At 66.8% G+C, this 747-nt stretch carries 1 pseudogene; it reads right to left on the bottom strand.

Going from position 1 to position 747, the window contains the following annotated elements:
• Positions 1-104: 104 nt before the first annotated feature.
• Positions 105-747 (bottom strand): annotated as a pseudogene (locus EAO75_RS44085) (hypothetical protein); the annotation flags it as partial.

The raw sequence follows: 747 nt of genomic DNA on the forward strand, positions 1-747 counted from the left end.
GGACCAGAGCTTCGCGATCAGCGAGACCGGCCAGGCATTGCACGGCCTGTTCCACTCGCTCGCTCAGCGCGCCCAAGCGGGTGACCACCGCGGGGGACACATGCTCAGCTCTGATGTGCCTGGGCCAAGGCGGTGAGGACGCGTCGAGTCTTGTTCTCGGAATGTTCGGAGAGCTTCACTCCGCTCGCCAGCATCGCGTCCTTCAGCTTTTGCTGCTTGCGCTCGGCCCGCGCCGTGAGGTCCTCGGGAGCGTCCTCATCCTTCGGCTTCACTCGGATCGACGCCTCCAGGAATTCAAGACCGGCGACCGACCACGCCTCCAAGTCCACGTCCAGATCGTCGAGTTGGACGTCGTCGAACTTAGTCGACAGGACCGGCCCCAGTGCGACCAGCCCGTCGAGTCGGACAGCGGGAGCGCAGGCGTGCAGGAACTGGCCCTGCACCTCGTCGATCGCCGCGGCGGGATCGCCCCCCGGCTCCACCGCGCCCGACAGCGTCCCCGACTGGTGATCGTGCACCAGGGAGGCGGCCAGCACCCGGTTTGTCCCCGACCAGTCCGCCTCGATCTTGTACGTGAACGGCTTCGCCTCGAAGGGAGCCGCGAACCGGCCGACCAACTGCTTCCGCTTGCACGGACGCAACTTGACGGTCAGGTCGCCGGTCTTGAATTCCTGGAGGCGTCGATCCGAGTGAAGCCGAAGGATGAGGACGCTCCCGAGGACCTCACGGCGCGGGCCGAGCGCAAGC

It is taken from the genome of Streptomyces sp. UW30 (genome assembly GCF_008042075.1).
Classification (GTDB): domain Bacteria; phylum Actinomycetota; class Actinomycetes; order Streptomycetales; family Streptomycetaceae; genus Streptomyces.